The following is a 23,387-nucleotide window of genomic DNA, read 5'->3' on the forward strand; positions in this document are numbered from 1 at the left end:
ATTTTTTTTGCAATGAGTAATTTTTCTATTCTAAAATTTGGAGGCACTTCGGTAGGTAGTGCTTCACGTATTAAAGCCCTGTATGAAATTGTAACTACGCTTGGTAAAACCAAAAAACTAATTGTTGTATGCAGCGCTGTTTCCGGTATTACGGATATGCTTCTTTTGGCCAGCAACGCAGCTACACATAGCGAAGATGAAATGCGACATCATCTAAAGCACATTAAATCCAAACAGCTGGAAATTATTAATGATCTTTTTAATGGCCGCTCGCGTGTAGAAATTTCGAAATCCATCAATACACTTTTAAATGAACTTGAAAAACTTTTGATGGGTGTGTGCTATACGCAAGAACTATCACCCCGTACTTCAGATGCTATTGCAGGTTTTGGCGAACAATTATCGTGCACCATTATTGCTGAATACTTTAAGTATTGCAAAACAGCTGCGATTTATTGTGATGCACGAAAATTTATTACTACCGATGACAAGTATGGCGAGGCGCAGGTTGACTTTAAAGTGACCGATGAAAAAATAAAATCCTTCTTTAAAGAAACCAACACCATATACGTTGTTACCGGATTTATCGGAAGCACAGCTTCGGGAATATCAACTACCTTAGGTCGAGGTGGTAGTGACTATACGGCAAGCATCATTGGCGGAGCCTTGCAGGTCCGCGAAATACAAATATGGACAGATGTAAGTGGTGTTTATACTGCCGACCCACGCAAAGTGCCCGAAGCATTTCCAATTGCCAAACTATCCTATATCGAAGCTTTGGAGATGTGTTATTTTGGAGCGAAAGTTATTCATCCTCCAACCATACAGCCTGCCCTTAACCGCAACATACCCTTGTTTATAAAAAACAGCATGCGTCCTGATGATACAGGAACGTTTATTTCGCTCGACTCAGGCGACCGCAGCCATTATGTAAAAGGAATTACATCCATAGACAAGGTGCATGTAGTAACCTTACAAGGTAGTGGAATGATAGGTGTTGCAGGTGTTGCAGCGCGCGTGTTTGGTACATTGGCAACCCATCACATCAGTGTTATATTAATCACCCAAGGAAGCTCGGAACATAACATCACCTTTGCTATAAAACCCGAAGTGAGCGCATTAGCAAAAAAGTAATTGAAGAAACTTTTAAATTTGAATTAAAACTTGGTCTGCTTGATCCTGTTCAAATTACCCGTGAACTATCTATTGTTGCCATCATTGGTGAGAATATGAAAAACACCCCGGGTGTATCGGGTCGATTATTTCAAGCACTTGGAAAAAATGGTATTAGCGTAATTGCCACTGCTCAGGGTTCGTCAGAACTAAATATTTCGGTAGTAATTAAAAACGAACATCTCGATAAAGCACTAAACACTCTGCATCAGGCATTCTTTTTATCTCATCACAAAATTGTTCACTTATACTGCATTGGCACCGGCCTCATTGGTAAGCAATTGCTCGATCAAATTTCGAAAAACAAAAAATTCCTTCTTGACAAACATGCTATTGAACTGCGCCTGTGTGGTATTGCTAATTCGCGCAAAATGTTTTTTGATAAGCACCTCATTAAATTATCGCAATCGCTACACTTACTCGATACAGAGGGCGAACCAATGAGTCTGAAACGTTTTGTAAAACGCATGCACGAGCTTAATCTCTCGAACAGTGTATTTGTAGATTGCACTGCCAATGAAGATGTAGCCGAAGCATATCAAACTATTCTTGAAAGCAGTATCAGCATAGTTACACCCAACAAAATTGCAAACAGCGGTAGTTATTCAAAATATTTTCAACTTAAAGAAACCGCAAAAAATCATCATGTAAAATATTTGTATGAAACCAATGTAGGTGCAGGCTTGCCTGTAATCAGTGTATTGCGCGACTTAATACTTAGTGGCGATCGCATTGTAAAAATTGAAGCCGTGCTATCGGGAACTCTATCATACATCTTTAATACATTTGATGGCACCGTACCCTTTAGCGAAATAGTAAAATCGGCTAAGGAAAAAGGATATACCGAACCCGACCCAAGAGATGACCTGTCATGCAAAGACTTTGCACGCAAGCTATTAATACTTGCACGCGATGCAGGCCAACAGCTTGAATTAGATGAGGTATCAATAACCCCGCTTCTTCCGGCAGCATGTATGAAGGCAAAAACCGTGGACGAATTTTTTATCGTATTACAAAAACACAATGACTATTTTGAAAAGCTTGCTGCCTCGGCACAAAAAAAATCAGAAAAACTAAGAGCCATAGGCACATTTGAAAATGGGAAGGCTTCTATACAAACGGCTCAAGTAAAATCAGACAGTCCCTTTTATACCATGAGTGGCACTGATAATCTAATTGCGTTTACCACCCAACGCTATTCGCGACAACCCTTGGTAGTAAAAGGACCTGGCGCAGGTGCCGAAGTAACTGCTGCAGGTGTATTTGCCGAAATAATAAGTATCAGCAATTATCTCGTATGAGCATGATAACAGCCTTTGCCCCAGCCACCATTGCCAACCTTGGCAGTGCCTTCGACATTGCAGGGCTTGCCATTTGTACCCTTGGCGATTTTGTAACGGTAACCATAAACGACACGCAAAAACTACGCATTACAAGCATTGCAGGTGATGGTGGAAAACTTCCGCTTGAAGCAGAAAAAAATACATGCACCGTTGCCATGCAATCTATGTTAGATGCATTGCAAAGCACACAGGGCGTTGATGTTACTATAAACAAAAAACTTCCTTTAGGTAGTGGCCTGGGAAGCAGCGCAGCAAGTGCCGTAGCCGGAGTTGTTGCACTAAATAAATTATTGGGTACTCCATTTTCAAAACAAGACCTTATACCGCATGCCCTTGCTGGAGAATTTATTGCAAGCAAAGCTTACCATGCTGATAATATTGCACCTTGCATGCTAGGTGGCATTACCATTTGCCATGGACATGGACAACAAGTGCAGGTTACCAAGATTGCCCCACCAGCCTGGTTTGTAGTGGTGTTGCACCAACCAATTGCCATATTAACCAGCGAAGCACGAAAACTTTTGCCATCGATATATGCCAAAGAAAAAGTAATAGAACAAACGTTTAACCTTGCAGCCTTGCTGCAAGGATTTCATCATCATGATGCAAATTTGGTAAAGAAAGGCATGGAGGATAATATAGCAGTACCGTTTCGAAAGCAATTAATACCTAACTTTGATGAATTAATGTTATGCGCTAATGAGAACAATGCTATTGGAAGTTCTATTAGCGGAAGTGGCCCAACCGTATTTGCACTGTGCGAATCTGAAACTACTGCCCAAAGGGTAAAAAGAAGCATGGAGTAAGATTGCTTCGAAACTCTTTGCCGAACATGTATGTGCCGTTTCGCCAATCAATACAGAAGGTGCTACCATCATTTCATAAATTATTGAACCTATGAAATTTTACTCAACGCGAAACAAAGAAAAAATGTTTAGCCTGCCGGAGGCAGTGCTTGGTGGGCTTGCAGCTGATGGCGGCCTATATGTACCCGCTACTGATTTTAAAGATATTAGCAAGCGCACAGATGCATGCTCGCTAAAAGAAGTCGCTAATGAACTACTCACTCCTTTTTGTTTAGAAGACTTTACCAAAGCAGCAATAGCCCAAATGATTGAGGCTGCATTTAATTTTCCACTTCCTGTTATTGAATTACAAAAAAAATTATTTGTGTGCGAATTGTTTCATGGGCCAACCTTAGCCTTTAAAGATTTTGGTGGCAGGTTTATTGCGCAAATTATGAGCAGGTGTATGCAGCAGCAAACAGGCAAACTGCAAATTCTGGTGGCTACCTCTGGCGATACTGGCAGTGCTGTAGCAAGTGGATTTTACAGGTTACCAAATATTGAAGTTATCATACTTTACCCTGAGGGTAAAGTAAGCCCTTTGCAGGAAAAACAACTAACTACCTATGGAGAAAATATTACAGCAGTAAAAGTCAAAGGCTCTTTCGATACATGTCAGCAATTGGTAAAGCAAGCGTTTAATGATACAGACTTAGCAAACCAGGTAAATTTATCGTCTGCAAACTCTATCAACATTGGTCGTTTGTTGCCGCAAATGATTTATTATGGAGCCGTTGCCAGACAGATGCTTGAAGCTACAGGTAAGAAAGCTACGATGGTGGTGCCAAGTGGCAATTTCGGAAACCTCATGGCAGGGCTGATGGCTTTAAAAATGTGCGAACCCATTAAACACTTTATAGCTGCCGTAAATGCAAACAAGGTAGTGCCTGATTATCTGGCAAGTGGATTTTATCAGCCGCAATCAAGTATTCAAACATTGAGCAACGCCATGGATGTGGGTGCACCAAGCAACCTGGAACGTATACAGTGGTTGTATAAGAACAATGTGGATGAAATGAAAACCGATTTTAATTCGGTAAGCATTACTGATGAGCAAACACTTGTGGCCATGAAAGAAACGTATGCTAACTATGGATATATTGCCGACCCTCATACTTGCGTAGCAATTGCAGCGCATAAAAAAATTGAATCGCAAGGACCCGTAGTTATTATGTCAACTGCGCATCCGGCAAAGTTTAAAGAAACCGTAGAGCAAACGCTTGGCATGGATATTAAGCTGCCACCACAACTAGAAATTATTGCCAAAAAAGAATCGCATGCTTTACAAATAGATGCTGAATATGCTTCTTTAAAAAAAATTATCCTGTCAGGTAAAAACTAAATTGGGATTGAATGTGGTTGGAAAATCTAGCAGTTTGTAAATATAGTTTTTGATATTTTTATTTTTGAATTCATATGAATTGAATTAAAAAATTGAATTTTTGTTAGTATCCATAAACCCGGTTTAATCAATTAGTATACTTATGGAGAATACTGGAGTAATAAGGAAAGATTTTGTGTTTTTTTTCATAGAAATAATACTTTAAACAACTTTTGCTTCTAACTATGTTTTTGCAATAAAAATTTACTAGCTTGTAGCTTTAACTTGTGCATTTCTAATATCATTTTGCTTCATTAAAAACCAAATTGGATACCCAAAACTAGGTAAGAAACTGACATAAGAAAGCTAAGGCAAAAAAATATTTAGTGTTTGATGTTTTTTATCTTTTGATGCTTTGGCCATTTTTCTGTGCATCTATTTGTCTATTTCCGCAGCTAAATTATTGCCCTGTTAAAAGGAGAGATTAATGAGCAAGCCATAATTACTCGTACCTAAAGCACCAACTTAGACAGCACCCTCAAACTCGAATGTGCCAATACTAAATTCATTCAAAGTTTTTCAAAACACCTCCCTTATCAAATCATTATCTATAAGCGTTGCAACTTGCACGAATAAGACTTGTTCTTTCCCGCAACTTTAATTAATAGTATCCCTGCCAAATGCTTAAAATCATCGGTATTTAATAAGACTTGTTGTGTTCCAGAAAATTGAGCGATGTAAGGTTTGCTTACTAACTCGCGTCCATCAGAAGCATATACGGTAATCGTATATTTTTCATTTTCATTTCCATTAAACTGTACGGTGCAACGCTCGTTAGAAGGATTTGGAAAGCACATCAACTCTTCACTATCCTGAAAAAATGTTACGGCCCCATAACGTTGTGTTCCGGATTTTACAATCCGAAACTGATCGTAAATCACACCGGTAGAAGTAAGAAATTTAGAATGCAATGTGTCGCCCTCAATTTCGAGAATTCCACTTCCATAAAGTGTATTGGCATAAGAAAGCATTGCATTATGCGGCCAGGCAGGTTGAACGGTAACGCTTCCACCCTTTCCGCTGCATCCTATAACTTGATATACCGTTCCATAAAAATTAGGGGAAGATTTTAAATAGTGTGGTAACATTCCAGTTGAAGAATCAACTACATGCGAAGAATTAAAAGTAGGCTCCAATCCGTAATGACCCTGCATCAGCACACTGCGCTCATAATTGTGACTGTGCCCACTATACACCACATCTGCATGATATAATTCAAGCAAGGGCATAATATTATTTCGCATGGCTATTGATTCAATTTCGTTGTCGCTATTGTGTGTACCCATCGTATAAGGCGGATGGTGAAAGTAAACAATAGTAAATCTCATGGTATTAGCAGCTAGATCACTTTGCAACCAATTATACATTGGACTTCCGGGTGCGCTTAGCGAGCCATAGCTATCTAACGCAATGAAGTGGGCATTTCCAAAATTGTACGAATAATATTTTTCGGTAGCTGAAGCTAACCCTCCTGCTTCGGCATTTGTAGGAACAGTAAATGCCGAAAAATAATGTGCATTATATCCCATAGCCACACTGCCTAAATATCCTGCATTGCCATAATCATGATTACCTAAACAAGGATAAACCGGTATGCGTTTGAACTGCTTTGGATATCGCGCAAACACGTTGGTAGTATATTCTGCTTCTGTTCCGGTATTGTATGCGTTATCACCAAGCCATAACCAAAAATCGGTGCCCTTGTTTGAGGTATATTCTTCCATACGCTTAGCAACACTATCCTGATTATTGGAGTTGTTGCCAAAATCTCCGGTAACCCACACACGTACTAAACCTGAATCTCCATATACAGGCATGGTTACAAATGTATTGGCAGTATCACCTTGCAAATCCTCGGTATTGCTGCCTATGCTATAGTAATAACGCGTTTTTGGACTTAGCCCGGTAATACGCACTTCGTGTTCGGAAATTGTATTGTTGCTATCAACAGTATTTATTAAAGCCATATCTGTTGAAAATCGCACCCGCGATGGTGATGCCAAATCTGTGCGCCACCGTATAGTGATCGCATCAGGAGTTACCATTTGCAAGTAGGGGCTGCGCACTAAATTAGTTACTGATAAAGTTGTAACTCCTTCAAGCAAGAGATCAAAACCTAAGTCGGAACTCGTTCGTGAATTCTGATGCACTTCAACGGCAATTACATTGGTATCATTTTGCAAAAAGCTGGTTGCAAAAGTAAATAGATAAAAGGTTGATTCTCCCGAACCGCTTACTGCGGATGCGGCAAGTGTGGTATCTCTGATAATTCCGGTGGGCATGTTGCTGCGGGCAACTTCATTGCCATTAATGTATACTACGGCACCATCATCGCGTAAAAGCCGAATACGCATAAAACTGTATTGCGAAGGATTGGCCAAATAGAATTTTTTACGAAAATAAGTAGTCACGTATTTATTAGAGCTGTTTGGGCCATAGCTTACCACGGTAGTTTCATCACCATCACCATAACCAAACTGTGCATTTCCTTGCGGCCATGCCTGATCATTAAAGGTAAGCTCCTGCCATGCTGTATCTTGATTAGAGCCATTATCCAAATATTTCCAATTGGTACCTGCGTAAAATATGGTGTCAATTAATTGCGCAACCTGAATGGTTGTAAAAGATACCGAAGGTGCATAATTGCTGCTGCCTCCTGCGCAAATAGCGGCAACACGCACCTCATAGGTGCGTGCCTGTGTCAACCCTGTAAGTGTAATGCTTGTGCCGGCTATAGTTTGAGACACCCATGAGCCTCCTATATTCCTATATTCAACAACATAGGACAATGCACCAGTAACAGGTAAAAAAGAAACGATGGCACTAGTTGCAGTTGGGAACGAAACTTTTAATCCGAGCGGCACATCACAAACAGGAAAGGTTGTGAAATCGCCTCCATTTGCAAATTGACTTTTGTTGACCAAACAATTTTTACGAACCTGCCAGTTATAGGTGGTTGCCGGTAACAAACCACTAAGCACAAAGGCGCTCGTTGCTATATCATTCATTTCTGTCCAATCTGTGTCGTTTGCTTTCTTATATCGCACATCATATAATGCAGCAGTGGTATCCCAATTTAGCGTAAGCTAGAGTAATCCAATATTGGAAACAGCATTGGTGGGCTCTATTGTACAAGGGGTATAGTCTGCACGCAAGCGGCAATTAAAACTTATATCACTATTACCTTGTCTGCGTTGATGTATTTCTACACACAACACATTATCGCCACTTATAAGCAACGATAGTGGAATTGCATAGCTGTAAAATGTGCTTTCATCAGCACCAATCACATCATTTACTGCAAGTGTCTTATAACCGATGCTTCCGGTAGTTGGCATATTATCGGCCAACACAAGGGTACCATTAAGATACACCATTGCACCATCATCGCGCAATAAATCCAGTGTAAGCGTTGTATACTGCAGTGGATTTTCAACAATAAATTTTTTGCGGAAATAGGTAGTAATGTATTTATACTTAGCGTTTGGGCCAAAGCTTACAACGGTTGCTTCTCCCCCATCTCCATATCCCAATTCGGCAAAACCTGATTTCCAACTGGTGTCGACAAAAGCAAGATTTCGCCATGGTTTACCTTGATTGGTACCATTATCCAGATAGCGCCACACTGAGTTGTGAAATATAAGTGTATCAGTTGCCGCACTCGCTAAGCTATTAATTAAAAATGATAGACATACAATTAGTAACGAAAGTTTACTTCGATTTTTCATTTGAATTTTATAAGAAAACAAATGTAAATTAATTGAGCGTTATTCCGCACCAAGATAAAAAGATTCCGGTGTTACTGACATTATGGAAACATGGTTAAGCAGTTCCGGATACTGCTCAGTAATAAGTTTTTTATAATCCACCTTGCTTTCTTTTCCGGTTGGTTTTATTCTATTAAAATCGATAACAATTTCTGGACTTGGATAATTCCATTTTACGTAAAGTAAATCATATCCTCTGCCGGCAATAGTTGCAGTCACCTTTTTTTGCAATGCTCCTGTTTCAGAATAAACCGGATTGGTATATTTAAGCGTAAAAACAAAACTATCCTGTGCCGGCCTGCTCAATGCATGAAGCACCCACACGAACGCAGCAACAAGTACAAACAGCAAAAATATATAGACCTTGCGTCCGGGTAGTTTCATTTTCCTCAATACTGCGATTTACTTTTTTGTATCGGATGATTCCGCTATACCTTTAGCCTTGCGCATAGCAGCAGTAGCTTCAGCAGAGATTGCTTTGCGCTCAAAACGAATGCGCACATTGCTGTCCACTTCAACCAAAAAAGTACGCTCGTCTTCATCAACAATTTTACCATGTATGCCACCGAGTGTAACTATACGATCTCCTTTTTTTGTTTCGCCAATAAACTTTGCTTCTTCCTTTGCTTTGCGCATCTGCGGACGAATCATAAAAAAATACATGATACCAAACATAAGTATCATCATCAATGCAAAACTCCATGTGCTGCCTCCGCTTTGTGCCTGAAGCATTACGCTTAAAATCAAATTCATATTCATTAATTAAAAAATAAAATTACTCTTTAGGATAGACCTCAGCACTAATAATTAATATGCGAGTGCTTGGAACCGCATTTGTTTTCACCGAAATAGTCTTGCTTACTGTGCCGGTTTTGCCGGTAGAATTAAATTGTACATCAATTTTTCCTTTTTCTCCGGGCTTTATAGGCTCTTTGGTATAGTTAGGTGTGGTACAACCACAACTGCTAAGTACGGTAGCAATAACTAAATCCGATTGTCCAGTATTGGTAAAGTTAAAGGAATACTCCACTACATCGCCATCTTTGAGCTCGCCAAAATCATGTCGGGTTGTTTCAAACTCCATTTCGGGCATATCGGTATCCTTAGTACCTTCGGCAGAAGCAGGATTGTTTACAACATCCGGTGAAATGCGTTCTTCACCTCCTCCTGATTTGCACGCAGCTATTATAAAACACATTGTTATTAATACTAATCGCATACTTGATTAAATTGGGAGGGCAAATGTAGAAAATTTGATTTTAGTACATAATATCAAGTACACTGCACTGTAGTCATACAGTAAAATATCACACAAAGTTAATAAACCCCAATAATTGCTCAACACGAAGGTGTTTCGGCCATGCCCTGTCCTATGTTAGTTTTAATTAATGGCCAACCTAAATTTGCAACTAGGTTCTTATTCAAACTTTGCTAAATAATGCTGTCATTTTAAACAAGAGTATCAAGGCCAGTAATCTTAATATCTTGTATGCTTATATGCTGCCTTTTAACCTGAACAAAAAAAAAGTTGACATCATATACACTCACCGTTAACGTTTTAGCGCCTAGGAAATTACTATTTCACTAAACGAACTGTTTTTACAGCATTACGTTCAACTACCTTTACCAGATAGATGCCGCTTTTCAATAATTCAACTGAAATAAAATCTTTGTTATTGATCTGCGTTTCAATTGCCAATTCACCTTTTGCATTAAAGATTGAAACTTTTGCAAGTGCCTCTTCTATTCCTGAAAAATAAATTTTATCGTTGGCAGGATTGGGCCAAATCATCAATTTATCATTCGTACTTTGCTCATCAAAAGCTACTACATCTGATATCATGAAATCATCAATTGTTACCCCATCCATATTAATAGACAAGTCCGAAATAAAACGAAAGCGACATTGTACCAGGTTATTCCCATCTAGAAAAGGTGTAGGTAGTATGGCAAATTTCCATCCTTGCGAATTAAATGACCATCCCGGTTGATTGTCCCACAAATATGAATTATACCAATTTGTACCCTGCCCTATTCCACCAAGTATATTCCAATCCTTGCCATTGGTAGTAAATTCAAGTCGCAGCCCATCGGCCCCATACTCCGTATTGGTGTTGTAGTAAAACCCTAGCTTACTATTCTGTAATCCTATATAATTAAAAAAGGGAGAAGTCAATGTTGAATTTCCAAAAATCTTATAGCCTGCATACAAATTAATATCCCAACATTGGTTACCACTATAACAAGAATTTGTTTGCCCAAAACTGGGACTTCCATATTCCCACTTACTATTCAAATTGCCGCTATTAATAAACCATCCACTAGTAGCAGAATCAAAATTATCAATGTAAGGAGCATTGTACGAAAGTATTCCATTAAAAGCAGCAAAAGCGGTATCGTTAAATTTATTAATATCCAATCCCCAATCAACATAAGCCTTAAAGGTATTGATACCTACAGGCACATTGAAAGGCGGTAGCGTAACCGTTTGGGTATCACCATAATTGAGACTCCCGGTCCAGGAATAACTATTCATGTATATGTTGTTTAGCATATATTTAATCTCTACACTATTAAGCGTTAAGCTTCCATTATTAGAAAGGATAACCTTAGGCGTTAGCATAGTATTGGCTGTAGCCACCAACCCGGGCTCGAGCACGTATGCTATGCCAGCATCTTGTTGCAAGGCAACTGAAATTTTAAAGTCGTCAATAGATACACCGTCATCGTAGGTACCTCCAAATGCTGAACTAATAAAACCAAAGCGGAACTGCACCGGGCCTGATAAGGAAAGTAGTTCTAGATTGTATTGTGCATTTTGCCATCCAAAAGATTCATTAGTCCAGGCGTTATGATTATTTACATAAGAGTTTGCCGTGTACCAATTGATGCCGGCCGTATCGATTGCTGAGCCTATCAAATTCCAGGTGCCTCCATCGGTGGTATACTCTAGAAACGCACCATCGTTATACCAATCGGTCCTATAATTAAGCCAGCTTGAAAAACGCGGTGCATACGCATTTGTAAAATCAAATATGGGGGAGTAAACATAAGTTTCGGCACCACTTGTGTATGGTACATTTAAATTAACATCCCAGCAATTTATTCCTGAATATGCACCAGTAGTAACACCATAACTGGGTGTGCCAAACTCCCAATTGGTAGACGAAATTCCGAAGGCCTCGCTAAACCATAACCCCAGCCCTGTCTCAAAATCTGACTGATAAGGCAATGCAGTGTAGGTAATAGCATTCATGGCAAACGGAATAGAAATAGTATCGTTTGCATGATTAGCATCAGTAGGATAATTAATAAACACTCGTAGTATATGGTTACCGTTACTACAATTTATTGATGGCAATTGAACACTCGTTTGTTCAAGATATTGTAACGAAAGTGCCTTGCCAGTATTTGATTGTAGTATGCCATCTAGTTCGGTTATAAAATTACAATTTATGATAGGATCAACACCAAAGTTGGTAATATTAAGTACAACGGGCATGGTTCCAAAGTTATACGTAATCGCTCTTGGATATCGAAAATAATCTAAAGCAACATCGTTTGATGGAGGAGCGATTATCTTGAAATCATCTATAGACACTCCATCTCCATTAGGCAGGCTGTTGTTACTCGCAAACCGAAATCTAAATTGCACATTGCTACCAAATGCAATATTTTGCAAATTTATGGAATGCTTAGTCCAGCCGCATGCAAGACCGGTATATGTATTAATCAAATACCAATAGGTAGAATCATACGTATATTCGAGAAAAACAGATTCACCATTACAAAAGTTCATCCAAAATTCCATGGTGATGCCGGGCAAATCAGGAAGATAAAAAAGCGGAGAGTTTAAAGTTACAGTTGCATTGTTAGTGTATGGAACATTTAAATTTACATCCCAACATTTAGTACCACTATGGCATGTATTTGTACTACCCCATGTAGGAGTTCCTAATTCCCATTTGGTATTGATGCCTCCTAGTTCATCGGTATACCAACCATTATTGGCGCCTTCAAAATCATCAAAATAAGGAGTGGCTTGTAACTGCCTTACAAAAATTTTTTTTATCAGGGTGTCGTTGCCGGGGAGTGAATCATTTGTTGCTAAAGTAAATGCCCTAATTTCATGCTTACCAACAGTGGTTGTAACCTGAGGAAAATTATAACTGGTGGTGGCGCCTGATGCCAATGGTCCTGCTACTATGCCATTAACCACCGCCCCTCCGTCTATAGAATAACCAACGGGAATATTTTGTAAGGGCGCAGTACCATTGTTTGTAACAGAAATTGAAATAGGAAAGGCAGTAGAAATAGGGTATGAAGGATTGTTTAAGGAAAGCAATTCGGCATCAATTGATGGATAATAGTACACTTGAAAATCGTCTATTGAAATGCCATCCATCTGGAAAATATTATCGCTATTAAACACAAAACGAAATTTAACATGACTGTTAAGATTAAGCATCCCCAACTTGTAACGTGCCTTTATCCAAGTACCAGAACTTCCCGAAATTGCCGGCAACCCGCTTGAAACTAATTGAGGTTCATTATACCAATTCAAGCCTTGTGGGTCAAGATATCCGCCAAGTACTTGCCACAAGGTGCCGTTAGTACTGTATTCAACTCGCATTCCATCGTAGCTTGTTTCTACATCGTAATTCATCCAAAACTCGATGACACTATTTGCATGGCCGGTTACATTAAAAAACGGAGTAACGAGAAACTCGTCATTGTTGATTAAGTAAGGTTGGGTTAGTTTAATATCGTAACTAGAAGGTGCTGAGTGAGTACTATTAGTAACACCATAACTTGGCAAACCATGTTCCCAACTGCTTTGCCCATAACTATTGCTAAAGGTGTACCATGGAATAAAATTGGGATCGTCAAAATTCTCGGTAAAAGGCACAGTCACAGTATCGCTTGCAAGTGTGATTAGTTTGCAGATGGTATCGTTTGTTTTAAGAAGGTCGAGCGGAGAATTTACAATTCCACACAAGGTGAAATTTGACATTGGTACTGTAAAAGTACTTGCAGATAAGGTTACCGAGTCATTAGGCTGAATGGTAAATGCATACGTTGCAATATTGCTTTGAACTCCATTCAACTTATAGGAGTATTGAAAATTTGAAATGGGAGTATTGCCTGCATTCCTAATAGTGATAACAGCATTGCTGCTTGTACCTCCCTGAGGTGAAGAGGATTTTACATTTGTTACTGCAAGGTCTACAGCGCAATAAACCGTGCTACTTAAATATATAATAAGCTGTAGGCACAGTGAAATCTTCTTCATGATGTTATTATTTTAGGAAGCACCAAGGTAACAAATTAATTTACACAAGGAACGAAATGAAAAAAAAACTATATACCAAGCATCTCCTTCAGCCTTGCATAACCTGCACGGCTAATGGGAATTTTTTTTCCATTAGTTAACAGAGCCAGGTATTTTGATTTCTCGTATGGTTCTACCCGCGTTATTTTTTTTAGTTGAATAATAAACGATCGGTGACAACGAATAAACTCTGTCTCGCTGAGTTGAACTTCTAATTCGCTCATCGTTTTCTTTTTTAAAAAATAATCCTTCTCGGTAAATATTTTAACGTAGTCGTCAAATGCTTCAATGTAAAAAATTTCTTCCGCAGGAATTATTTTGATATTGCCATTAAACTTAACAACAATTCTGTTTTTTCTCCGGCCTGAGCTGTCATCGATATGGCAAGGGGTTTGGTATTAGCCGTAATTTTTTCTTTGACACGCTGCACAGCTTTTTCAAGGCGATGTTTCGAAACCGGCTTTTGTACATAATCTATCGCATTTGCTTCAAAAGCGCGTAAGGCGTAACTGTCAAATGCAGTAATAAAAATAACATGGGGAGGATTATCAAGCAATTCAAGCATTTCAAAACCATTAATCTTTGGCATTTGCACATCCAATAAAATTAAATCAGGTTTCGATTTGGTAATTGCCTTTACTCCTTCAAAGCCATCTTCACATTCACCAACTACTTCCATATCCTCAATGCCCTCGAGAAATTCGCGAAGCAACGCACGTGCAAGTGGCTCATCGTCTATTAATAACGTGCGTATCATGAAGCTTGTGGAATGGTAATTTTTGCAACAAACTCTCCCCCAGATTTTTGCACTTCAAATAAATCGTTGCGGTGATAGAGTAAGGCAAGTCTTCGTTGCACAGCATTTATTCCAAAGCCTGTTCCCTTATGCGTGTTAATATCCTCCTCACCAATTGGGTTGATGATTGACAAAACCAGGTTTTGTTTTATTTCTTCGGCAATAATGGTAATGGTTACGGTGCCTGTATTGCCATAGAGTCCAAACTTAATGGCATTTTCGAGCAATGGCTGCAGGATAAGCGAAGGGAGATTCATTTCATGACATGCTTCGTCAATTTGGTATGCTACTGCTAGCCGGTTGCCAAAACGCACTTTTTCAATTTCAAGATAACGACCAATTTGTTGCAATTCGTTTTTTAAAGAAACGCGTTGCATATGATCTTGTGCAAGAGAGCCTCGCAAAAAGTCTGCTAGCAATTCTATCATCCTACGGGCATCATCGGTTTTACTGCCTGCCAATGCCGAAATTGAATTAAGGCTATTAAATAAAAAGTGTGGTTGTAATTGCATGCGAAGGCCTGATAATTCAGCGTCACGCTGCAACAAGGTTAATTCATTTTTTCTACGCTCAAATTCCTTTTCTTCGGCATAGTAATGCCGAAGGCCGCTGCTAACCGCTACCAATAATAACATAAGCGTAGTATACATGTACCGTGACGGCACAGTAAATCCATAAAAGAATTTATTGAAGTTATCGTTGATATAATTGGTAATTACGTAATCGCCTAAATAATTAACCAACACTATCATCAACACTAAATAGAGCATTAAATAAATGGCATTGGTGCGCTGTATGGTTAAAAATCGCGATACGTTAAAAATTGCAAAACCAGCCATGGCCAATAATAAATGAGTAATAGCACTATCGGCTATCGCTTGCGAAAATTTAATTCCTATGGTGTTTAAGGTATAAGCAAAGATAAATGTCCACACTACCCACCACAGCAGGTACAAGAGGATAAATTGAAAAGAGGAGTTATACTTCAATTGAAAAATGTTGAGGGCAAATATATGGGTACTTGCGACAAAGGCAACAATAAACCAATGGAACCGAAAAAGCGATTGGTAGTGAAGACAAGCATAATAGCGAAGAAATATCTTACGTTCAATTACATATAAAAGAAAGGATACATGGAAGCGAGCAGGTTATTTGTAATAGAAATCAAATTAATCCTACCAATGCAATAGAACAACTGTATAAAACCGATTAAGAAATATTTATTTTAAAATCCTTGATAGATGTATGTTTATGAAATTACTTTGCCGCAAATTTTAAGGAAGCAAGCTGTATGAAAATTCTAATGGTATGTTTGGGTAATATTTGTCGCTCTCCAATGGCCGAGGGTATATTTAAAGACAAGATAAAACAACTCAAATTAAACTGGAAGGTTGATAGTGCGGGTACATCATCATGGCATCAGGGCGATAAGCCCGATAAGCGTGCTATTGCCGAAATGAAACGCAAGGGAATAGATATTAGTTCTCAGCGTAGCCGGCCGTTTTTGCCTTCTGATTTTTCGGAGTTTCAAAAAATATTTGTGATGGACGAAAACAACAAACGCGATTTGCTAGAGTACGCTCAAACCGACCGGCAGGCAAAAAAAATCGAATTGCTACTAACGTATGCAGGGCACGATATGCTCAGCGTTCCAGATCCATACTACGGCACCGAAAAAGATTTTGAAGCCACCTATACGCTCTTGAACGATGCCTGCGACAAAGTTATAGACAGGCTCATCAAAGAAAACGCTTAGGACATGGCAGGCAGGCTCTTTCTTATTCCTTGCAGCCTTAGCGATGAATATGATGTTAGTTTTATTGCACCAAGTGTGATAGATCAATTTAAACATATCAAACACTTTATAGCGGAACGCGAAAAATCGGCCCGCAAATTTTTAAAGAATTGCAACATCAATCACCCACAATCAGAACTAATTATTTTGGAAATTGATAAGCACAACCCACAACAGGATTTTAAAAATTTTTTGCAAGACCATGGCAATGAAAATGACATTGGTTTGTTGAGTGAATCGGGCATGCCAGCCATAGCTGATCCTGGAGCAAGAGCAGTAATGCAGGCACATGAGATATCTTTGGGTGTTATTCCATTGCCGGGCTATACTTCATTAATGCTAGCATTAATGGCTTCGGGTCTTGGAGGACAACAATTTGCTTTTCATGGATACTTGCCAAAAGAGAAAGAATTGCTTGCTCAAAAAATAAAATCGCTCGAAAAAGAATCGGAACAAAAACACCAAACCCAACTAATAATAGAAACCAATTACCGCAACCAGGCTACCTTTGAAGCATTATGTCAGCATTTACAACCAGACACAAAACTATGTGTAGCCGAAAATCTCACCTTGCCTACGCAATGTGTAAAAAACGAAAAGGTAAAAGATTGGAAAAAGAAAAAGTAAACCTCAAAGACAAGTATTGTGTATTTTGTTTCAGGTAATAAAAATCACTTGAGCCATTCAACCAAATCTTTAAGCATAGCCTCATTTATTTCATGACCCGCTTCATATTCTTTAAACTGAACAAATTTTAATTTTTCTTTGAGCAAGTTGTTGGCTTCCATGCCTAGTTGAATTGATATTACTTCATCCTGTTTTCCATGAGAAATAAAAACCCTTAGCGAGGCATCAGGCGTAAACCCAGTAAGGGCAGCCTTGGCTTCATCGTTCATTCGGCCGCTCATAGCTATTAATCCGGTCATTGGCATTTTTTTTACAATTGCCAGCGTGTAGCACATCATAGCGCCCTGGCTAAATCCCATCCAATACACGGGGCTGTTACCTAATTGGTATTTTTCTTTAATGCGAGCAATCAATTTTATTAGCGAGTCGCAACTTGCCAGTGCTTCAACAGGATTCGACTTAACTTTTTTATTCTCCACACTCAAACTGCTCCACATATAACTCCCCTCTTCCATTTTAAATGGAGCACGTACCGAAACGATATAATAATTTTTCGGCAAAACCTCTTTTAAAGAAAAAAGATCTTCTTCGTTACTTCCAAAACCGTGTAGCAAAACTATCATGGGCGGATTATCTGATTTTTCCTGAGGCGTTTGTATTAAGTAGTATATGCTGCTATCGGTATCATCATCTGTTTGAGCAAAGGTTGCTGTTGCAAGCAAAACTAATAATGCACTAAAGATTTTCTTCATATTATTTAAACTTTATCGATTCTAACTGATGTCATAGTAAGGCTTCCACCTATTGCTTTATCATTAAACAATTGAGGTTGTTCATCCTTGTCTTGCAATGCAAGTATATATAATAATGGCAAATAATGTTCAGGAGTAGGAATTGACAACTCAAATGCACGGCCATGTTTGTTATAGTTTATTAACGATTGGTGATTCTTTTGATGAATAAACTTTTTCATACTAGCCTGTGCTTCCAAGGCCCAATCATAACCAAACTCCTTTTCGTTTAATTTATCCCAGGCAACGAGGCCAAGGTTATGTATCATATTGCCACTTCCTATTATCAAAATTCCCTTGCTGCGCAGCGCAGCAAGTTGCACTGCAAGATCGTAATGATATTGCGGAGGCTTTGTATAATCAAGGCTCAACTGCACTACCGGCACGTTTGCCTTGGGATACATTTGTTTTATTACACTCCACGCTCCATGATCAAGGCCCCATTGATGATCCATACCAACCTCAGTTGCTGTAACCATCTCTTTAGTAGTTTGCGCTAGTAACGCACTACCAGGAGCGGGGTATTGCACATCAAATAATGCCTGTGGAAAACCACCAAAATCTTGAATCGTTCGTGGATGATCCATAGCCGTAACAAAAGTTCCTTTAGTTTCCCAATGTGCCGAAATACATAGGATGGCTTGTGGCGATGCAATTTCAGATGCCACGGTACGAAAGCCTCTAACAAATTCATTTTCTTCAATCGCATTCATGGGGCTGCCATGACCTAAAAATAATACCGGCATACGCGCAGTATTACTAAATCCCAAAGCAATGCTTCCGAATACTTTTACATCGAGAATAGAACCGGCAGCAGGAATCAAGGCCATAGTCTTTAAAAAATCTTTACGATTCAATTTAATAATCTATTTCTGTATGCAAAAGTACACGAATAAAAGGTTATCACATTATAAAAAAATGAAAGCCATGTAGTGACAAGTTAGAACCAACACGAGCTTATCCCAATATCATTGAAGTAGTTCTTATCCAGTGGCAGTTATTTGTCAGTTCTCGAAATATAAAAGTGTAGTAAAAACACCCACCGCTGTGTAAACCGTTTGGCTCTTATTTTTTTTATTTGTTATAGTCAGCTCTTAAAGTGGTACATGCATAAACTTATTCGCATGATAGGCATGTTTTGCTCACTACCGAATTTCTATTGATTCTATAATCAATATATTTGCCCGCAAAACGAACCGTTTATGAGTAAGCACGAAATAGCAAGTAAATACGATCCAGCACAAGTAGAAGACAAATGGTATGCCCATTGGTTGGAGCAAAAATTTTTTCGCTCAGTACCTGATGAGCGTGAGCCATACACGATTGTAATACCTCCGCCTAATGTTACGGGTGTATTACACATGGGCCATATGCTTAATAATACGATTCAGGATGTGCTCATTCGCAGGGCACGCATGATGAATAAAAATGCCTGTTGGGTGCCGGGTACCGATCATGCTTCGATTGCTACCGAAGCCAAGGTAGTGGCCATGTTAAAAGAAAAAGGAATTAACAAAAAGGATTTGACACGGGAAGAATTTTTGAAACATGCATGGGAGTGGAAAGAAAAATATGGAGGCATCATACTAAAGCAACTTGAAAAACTTGGTGCGTCATGCGACTGGGAGCGCACGCGCTTTACCATGGAAGATGACCTGAGCGAAGCAGTAATAGAAGTATTTATTGACTTATATCGAAAAGGTCAAATTTATCGTGGAGTGCGGATGGTAAACTGGGACCCGCAAGGCCTAACTGCCGTTAGCGATGAAGAGGTTATTCGCAAAGAAGTAATGCAAAAACTTTATTACGTGCAGTATCCTGTGGTTGATATGGAAGAGCATTTTAATCCGGATGATGCGGATGAATTAAATAAAAAATTCGAAACGGGAAATTATATTACCATTGCCACCGTGCGACCAGAAACAATTTTGGGTGATACGGCAGTGTGCGTTCATCCCGAAGATGAACGCTACAAGAAATTCCATGGTAAGTTTGTTATGGTTCCTTTTACAGGAAGAAAAGTACCCATAATTTGTGATGATTATGTAACCATAGAATTTGGAACCGGTGCATTGAAAGTTACCCCTGCGCATGATGCCAATGACTATGCCCTTGGTGTAAAACACAAATTGCAAACGATTGATGTATTAAATGAAAACGGCACCATGCACGAACGTGCAGGGCGCTATGTGAATGAGGATAGATTTGTGGCACGCAAGAAAATATCTAAAGAGCTGGAAACTGCCGGGTACCTTATAAAGATTGAAGATTATAAAAGCCAGGTAGGTTATAGCGAACGCACCGATGCAGCCATAGAACCAAAGCTAAGTATGCAATGGTTTCTAAAAATGGATAAAGTATCGCAACCTGCACTAGCCAATGTATTAAATGGAAACATTAAGCTGGTGCCCGATAAATACATTAACACCTATAAACACTGGATGGCCAATGTGCATGACTGGTGCATATCGCGTCAATTGTGGTGGGGCCAACGTATACCGGCATGGTATACAAATGATGGCGAATTTGTGGTTGCTAAAACAGCCGATGAGGCAATAAAACTTTTTTCCGAAAAAGGAATTACGATCAGTGCAAAAGACATTGCGCAGGACGAAGATGTGCTTGACACCTGGTTTTCATCATGGTTATGGCCTATAAGCGTGTTTGATGGATTTAAAGATCCTGCTAATGCAGACATCAACTATTATTATCCAACCAATGATTTGGTTACTGCCCCAGAGATATTATTCTTTTGGGTTGCACGAATGATTATTGCAGGATATGAATACCGCAACGAGCGTCCTTTTAATAATGTTTACCTCACCGGCATTGTTCGCGATAAGCAAGGCCGCAAAATGAGTAAGTCGTTGGGCAATAGCCCCGACCCTATTGAATTGATGCAGAAATACAGTGCCGATGGCGTGCGTGTAGGCATGTTGCTATGCTCACCTGCAGGAAATGATTTATTATATGATGACAGCTTATGCGAACAGGGAAGAAATTTTGCCAACAAAATCTGGAATGCGTTTAGATTAATTTATGGCTGGGAAGTGGATACCGAGGCCCAACCAACCCTGCTCGAAACTCAGAGTGTGCAATGGTATCGTAACAAACTATCACTTGTAATTAATGAACTAAACGAATTCTATGATAAGTTACGCATCAATGATGCGCTGCTCACTAGTTACAAATTACTTTGGGATGATTTCTGCGCATGGTTTTTAGAAATGGTTAAACCCGAATACAAGGATGGACAAGCTGCACCGGTATCACAATGGTTGTATAACGAAGCCATTAAACTGTTTGAAGACTCTATCAAGTTGTTACATCCATTTATGCCATTTATTACCGAAGAGTTATGGCATCTTGCCCGCACACGCGATACGCGCGAATGCATTGTAGTTTCATCCTGGCCCACAGCCGTAACTGCTGATGCAAAAGTGATACAAGATTTTGAAGAAACATCGCAAGTAGTTATTCAAATTAGAAACATACGTGCTTCAAAGCAGTTGTCGCCCAAAGATGCTTTGCAATTGATGATTAAATCAAAGAAGTCAATTGCGATGGAAGAGATGATTAAGAAACTAGGCAACATTAGCGGTATAGATTACGTAGATGCTGCTATTGATAATGCAGCTACATTTATTATTAATCAAACTGAATATTTTATTCCATTATCCGGAAAAATAGATGCAGCCTCTGAGCGCGAAAAAATAGGCAAGGAAATAGAATACCTAAAAGGCTTTTTGAAATCGCTTGATGCTAAGCTTAGCAACGAAAAATTTACTGCCAAAGCCAAGCCTGAAGTAATTGCTATGGAGCAAAAAAAGAAATCGGATGCCGAGGGAAAAATTGCAATCTTAGAAAAGCAGTTGCAAGGATTAGGATAATTTCCAGTGGGTGAACGAATTACCTCAGCCGATAAATTTCTTTTATAATAAAGTGCTGAAGCACAAAAAAAATACCGGAGCAATGCTCCGGTATTTTTTTTAACTATAATAAAAAATGATAATTACTTGCGTGCCATCAAGTCAATCTTCAAAGCAATATTATCACTAAGTACCATATCCTTAGCAGCTTTGTAAGCTACACCATACTTCTGACGATCGAAGGTAAGGTTACCTGAAACTTTATAAGCATCACCTTCCTGGGTAACGGTAATGTCTTTAACTTGCTCTTCGTTGGTTTTGCCACGAACTGTTAGGTTACCGGTTGCCACATTGCCTTCTACTTTTGTGATTTCAAATGAAGCAGTTGGGATGCTGTCAACAGCAAAGAAATCCCCAGTTGCTAAATGTCCCACCAACTTGTCAGCAGTATGACCTTCCGCAGCATTGTAATTGCTATCGGTAGGGTTAATGCTTTTCATATCAACAGTAAATTTACCACCGGTTACATTCGTACCAGCAAGCATAACTTCGCCACTGCTCAGTTTTACTGTTCCGCTATGCGAATAAACGCCAAGCATTTCGCCCATCCAATTAACTGAACTTGATGCAGGATCTACATTCAAAGTCATAGCTTCTCCAGCTGTAGTTGCTGTAGAGTCTGTGGTAGCTGTTTCGCTTCCACTTCCGCCACAAGAGATAAAAATTGTGCTTGCCACTAATGCTAGCACGGTCAATACTGAAATGTTCTTTTTCATTTTTTTTGATTTCGATTTTTAAAATTAAGGGCGCAAAAATACAAAATTACATGTACGTACATGAATTTTTTTTGGGGGTTATTAACACAATGAGATACATCCTTGCTTCGGAGAAAAATCGCGTTATTTGATTCTTAAAACTGTTGGACGATGATGCCATTGTATGATGATAATTCAGACAGAATTATCACCCCCTTTGTAAACTACACACTTATTGCAATTAATATTTTTGTATTTGTTGTATTGCAGGGCATGGGGCCAATGATGGTTTCACCTACGCTTTTTCTTGCGTACCTGCCGAAATCCTGACGGGGCGCGATCTTATAACCGACTCGAAAATCATTATTGATGAAATTACCGGTCACCAATGGAGATTACCGGGGCTTGCCGAAACACCGATTCCGGTTTGGGGCACATTAATTACGAGCATTTTTATGCACGGAGGTTGGGCACACCTTGGCGGAAACATGCTTTACCTTTTTGTATTTGGCGATAATATTGAAAACCGTTTGGGGCATGTGCGCTACATTCTGTTTTATTTGCTCACCGGAATAATTGCTTCACTTAGTCATGTATTTGCTACCCAATTACTAGCACAAAATTCTCAAATGCCAAGTCTTGGCGCATCAGGCGCCATTTCTGCTGTATTGGGTGCCTACCTTTTATTGTTTCCTCGCAATACGGTTTATGTTTTAGTATTACGTTTTATCTCTCCCTTGAAAGCTATTTGGGCGCTAGGTATTTGGATTGGATTTCAAATTGTAAGTGGTCTTGGCATGCTTGGTGGCAAATCGGATGGGGTTGCGTATGCCGCGCACATCGGTGGATTTATTGTCGGGCTTTTAACAATTAAAATTTTTGATAGAAGCCAAAACGACAATTGATAAGACAA

The 23,387-nt window shown here is 39.2% G+C and carries 15 protein-coding genes and 3 pseudogenes; 7 read left to right on the forward strand and 11 right to left on the reverse strand.

Going from position 1 to position 23,387, the window contains the following annotated elements:
• Positions 1 to 12: 12 nt before the first annotated feature.
• The 3 genes and pseudogenes from thrA to thrC all read left to right on the forward strand — a co-directional run bounded on the left by thrA (position 13) and on the right by thrC (position 4,703).
• A pseudogene (gene thrA / locus IPO27_00780) lies at positions 13 to 2,474 on the forward strand (bifunctional aspartate kinase/homoserine dehydrogenase I).
• Positions 2,471 to 3,322: a homoserine kinase gene (locus IPO27_00785; protein MBK8845148.1), complete on the forward strand. Its 852-nt coding sequence runs from the start codon at positions 2,471 to 2,473 to the stop codon at positions 3,320 to 3,322. The pseudogene thrA and the gene IPO27_00785 overlap by 4 nt, the downstream one beginning before the upstream one ends.
• A 91-nt stretch (positions 3,323 to 3,413) precedes the next feature.
• Positions 3,414 to 4,703 carry a threonine synthase gene (gene thrC, locus IPO27_00790; protein ID MBK8845149.1) on the forward strand — a complete coding sequence of 430 codons (1,290 nt, stop codon included), beginning with the start codon at positions 3,414 to 3,416 and terminating at the stop codon, positions 4,701 to 4,703.
• Between the two features lie 587 nt (positions 4,704 to 5,290).
• Here the strand turns inward: thrC and IPO27_00795 are convergent.
• The 8 genes and pseudogenes from IPO27_00795 to IPO27_00830 form a co-directional block, all read right to left on the reverse strand.
• The gene (locus IPO27_00795; protein ID MBK8845150.1) at positions 5,291 to 7,789 is read right to left on the reverse strand and encodes a metallophosphoesterase; all 2,499 of its coding nucleotides are present in this window, start codon (positions 7,787 to 7,789) and stop codon (positions 5,291 to 5,293) included.
• Between the two features lie 39 nt (positions 7,790 to 7,828).
• Positions 7,829 to 8,470, reverse strand: coding sequence for a hypothetical protein (locus IPO27_00800; protein MBK8845151.1), 642 nt, complete (start codon positions 8,468 to 8,470; stop codon positions 7,829 to 7,831).
• A gap of 39 nt (positions 8,471 to 8,509) precedes the next feature.
• On the reverse strand, positions 8,510 to 8,893 hold the full coding sequence (locus tag IPO27_00805; GenBank protein MBK8845152.1) for a hypothetical protein: 384 nt from the start codon (positions 8,891 to 8,893) through the stop codon (positions 8,510 to 8,512).
• Between the two features lie 18 nt (positions 8,894 to 8,911).
• Positions 8,912 to 9,268, reverse strand: coding sequence for a preprotein translocase subunit YajC (gene yajC / locus IPO27_00810; GenBank protein MBK8845153.1), 357 nt, complete (start codon positions 9,266 to 9,268; stop codon positions 8,912 to 8,914).
• A 16-nt stretch (positions 9,269 to 9,284) separates the two neighbouring features.
• On the reverse strand, positions 9,285 to 9,707 hold the full coding sequence (locus IPO27_00815) for a DUF1573 domain-containing protein (GenBank protein MBK8845154.1): 423 nt from the start codon (positions 9,705 to 9,707) through the stop codon (positions 9,285 to 9,287).
• 378 nt (positions 9,708 to 10,085) lie between these two features.
• Complete coding sequence (locus tag IPO27_00820) at positions 10,086 to 13,802, reverse strand: T9SS type A sorting domain-containing protein (protein MBK8845155.1); 3,717 nt, start codon at positions 13,800 to 13,802, stop codon at positions 10,086 to 10,088.
• Positions 13,803 to 13,870: 68 nt separating this feature from the next.
• Positions 13,871 to 14,598 (reverse strand): annotated as a pseudogene (locus tag IPO27_00825) (LytTR family transcriptional regulator DNA-binding domain-containing protein).
• On the reverse strand, positions 14,595 to 15,626 hold the full coding sequence (locus tag IPO27_00830) for a histidine kinase (protein MBK8845156.1): 1,032 nt from the start codon (positions 15,624 to 15,626) through the stop codon (positions 14,595 to 14,597). Before IPO27_00830 ends, IPO27_00825 begins: the two are co-directional and overlap by 4 nt.
• A gap of 302 nt (positions 15,627 to 15,928) precedes the next feature.
• Here IPO27_00830 and IPO27_00835 point away from each other — a divergent pair, with 302 nt between their 5' ends.
• Both IPO27_00835 and IPO27_00840 read left to right on the forward strand, forming a co-directional pair.
• On the forward strand, positions 15,929 to 16,393 hold the full coding sequence (locus IPO27_00835) for a low molecular weight phosphotyrosine protein phosphatase (GenBank protein ID MBK8845157.1): 465 nt from the start codon (positions 15,929 to 15,931) through the stop codon (positions 16,391 to 16,393).
• Between the two features lie 3 nt (positions 16,394 to 16,396).
• Entirely contained in the window at positions 16,397 to 17,059 is a 663-nt protein-coding gene (locus IPO27_00840) for an SAM-dependent methyltransferase (protein MBK8845158.1), read from the forward strand.
• A gap of 44 nt (positions 17,060 to 17,103) precedes the next feature.
• Here IPO27_00840 and IPO27_00845 read toward each other — a convergent pair whose 3' ends face one another.
• Both IPO27_00845 and ygiD read right to left on the reverse strand, forming a co-directional pair.
• Positions 17,104 to 17,811, reverse strand: a complete 708-nt coding sequence (locus IPO27_00845; GenBank protein ID MBK8845159.1) for a hypothetical protein — start codon at positions 17,809 to 17,811, stop codon at positions 17,104 to 17,106.
• A gap of 5 nt (positions 17,812 to 17,816) precedes the next feature.
• Positions 17,817 to 18,680 (reverse strand): 4,5-DOPA dioxygenase extradiol, encoded by an 864-nt coding sequence (gene ygiD, locus IPO27_00850; GenBank protein MBK8845160.1) that lies wholly within the window; start codon positions 18,678 to 18,680, stop codon positions 17,817 to 17,819.
• A 372-nt stretch (positions 18,681 to 19,052) separates the two neighbouring features.
• Here ygiD and IPO27_00855 point away from each other — a divergent pair, with 372 nt between their 5' ends.
• Positions 19,053 to 21,740: a valine--tRNA ligase gene (locus IPO27_00855; GenBank protein ID MBK8845161.1), complete on the forward strand. Its 2,688-nt coding sequence runs from the start codon at positions 19,053 to 19,055 to the stop codon at positions 21,738 to 21,740.
• A gap of 122 nt (positions 21,741 to 21,862) precedes the next feature.
• Here the strand turns inward: IPO27_00855 and IPO27_00860 are convergent, their stop codons facing one another.
• Complete coding sequence (locus IPO27_00860) at positions 21,863 to 22,495, reverse strand: YceI family protein (protein MBK8845162.1); 633 nt, start codon at positions 22,493 to 22,495, stop codon at positions 21,863 to 21,865.
• A gap of 150 nt (positions 22,496 to 22,645) precedes the next feature.
• Between IPO27_00860 and IPO27_00865 the strand changes: the two are divergent.
• Positions 22,646 to 23,379: pseudogene (locus IPO27_00865) on the forward strand (rhomboid family intramembrane serine protease).
• Positions 23,380 to 23,387 lie beyond the last annotated feature (8 nt).

It is taken from the genome of Bacteroidota bacterium (genome assembly GCA_016714535.1).
GTDB lineage: Bacteria > Bacteroidota > Bacteroidia > AKYH767-A > OLB10 > JADKFV01.